Origin of the sequence: Streptomyces glaucescens, assembly GCF_002154375.1 — a bacterium.
GTDB classification, from domain to species: domain Bacteria; phylum Actinomycetota; class Actinomycetes; order Streptomycetales; family Streptomycetaceae; genus Streptomyces; species Streptomyces glaucescens.
Genome location: NZ_MUND01000621.1, coordinates 1 through 1468 on the forward strand (window position 1 = coordinate 1; position 1468 = coordinate 1468).

At 73.9% G+C, this 1468-nt stretch carries 2 protein-coding genes; one reads left to right on the forward strand and one right to left on the reverse strand.

Features of this window, described 5'->3' with window-relative positions; all coding sequences use genetic code 11:
• Positions 1 to 349: 349 nt before the first annotated feature.
• Entirely contained in the window at positions 350 to 1210 is an 861-nt protein-coding gene (locus CCN42_RS33255; protein WP_086741136.1) for a DUF4184 family protein, read from the forward strand.
• Here the strand turns inward: CCN42_RS33255 and CCN42_RS43900 are convergent.
• Positions 1125 to 1468: hypothetical protein (locus CCN42_RS43900; protein ID WP_211294846.1), on the reverse strand; the 344-nt coding region annotated here is incomplete at its 5' end. The two genes, CCN42_RS33255 and CCN42_RS43900, sit on opposite strands and share 86 nt — an antisense overlap.

Here is a 1468-nt window from a genome sequence, read left to right on the forward strand (position 1 = left end):
GCGAACACCGCCGGGGCCGCGACCGCGGCCGCGGCCACGGCGGTGTTCGCCGCTCCTGTGCGCAGCCTCCTGCCGAATTGCGCCGCCATGAAGTGAACCCCTCCCAACGGACGTCTCAGCGTCCGCGTCTGCCCGGTCTGTTGGCGTTGTTCTGCTTTTGTGATTTTGTTGCTCGGTTCGGCGCGCTCCCCGCGCGTCGGCCCTCGCGACCCTACGACAACTTCTCGTGCCCGAGCACCCGTTGGGGCCCGATTTTCCCTACTTGGCACGCGCCGGCCACCCGGACGGTTCCCCAGGTCACACGATCGCCACGCATACTGGGCGTCATTGTCCGTCCCGGGGGGCTTCATTGCCGTTCACGCTCAGCCATGCCGCGGCCGTGCTGCCCGCCGTGCGCGCCGACGGAACCGGGCGGGCGGGCCTGGCGCCGGCCCTGCTGGTCGCGGGGTCGTTCGCGCCCGACATGACCTACTACGCGGCGAGTGTCCTGCCCGAGGCGATGGAGTTCGGCGAGGTGACCCACTCCTTCCCCGGGGTGCTCACGGTCGATGTCGCGGTGGCGTGGGCGCTGGTCGCGCTCTGGCTGCTGATCCGGGAGCCGCTGGTCGCGCTGCTGCCCCGCGCCCGGCAACGGCGGGCGGCCTCGCTGCTGCGGTGCGGGGCGCCTCGCGCGCGCGTGACGGCCGGTCTGGCCCTGCGCTGGTACGTCTCCGCGGCGCTCGGCGCGCTGACGCACGTGGTGTGGGACGCGTTCACCCATCTGGACCGGTGGGGCATGCGGGTGTTCCCGGTGCTCGGCCGGGAGATCGCGGGCTCGCCGCTGTACTGGTACCTGCAGTACGGCGGCTCCGCCGTCGCCGCGGTGGTGATCGCCGTGTTCGCCCTCCGGGCGCTCCGGCGCGCCCCCGCGGCCGAGCCGTGGGGGGTGCCGTCGCTGTCGTCGCGGGACCGCTGGTGGGGCGTGGCCCTGATCGGCGGTTGTGCCGTGGTCGCGGCGGTCCGGCGGGCGGTGCGGTGGTGGGAGTACTGGGGATCCGTCGCCAAGCCCTACGAGCTGATTCCCACGGTGTGTTTCGGCGCGGGGGCCGGTCTGGTGCTGGGCGTGCTGCTGTACGCCACGGGCGTCAGGGTGTGGCGTCCGGCTTCGGCGTCCGGCGGCCGCGGCGGGGGCGACGGGGACCGGCTGCGGAGCCGTTCGGCGGTTCGCTGAGGGCGGGCACCGTCGCCGTGAACACGGTGACGGTGTAGGCCGGCCGGTGCCGTGGCATCAGGGCGAGGAGGAGCGCCAGATAGCCGCGGGCCAGTTCCGCCCACGGCCGCCAGGCCTCGACGGTGTCGTCGTACAGACGTACGACGGATGGTGTGCGGCGGCCGATCCGGTGCCGGAGGTTTACGGCGGTGTGCCGCAGGACCGTCGCGGGGCCGGCGAGGACACGGGCCGTGCTTGCGCCGGCCCCGCGACGGTCCT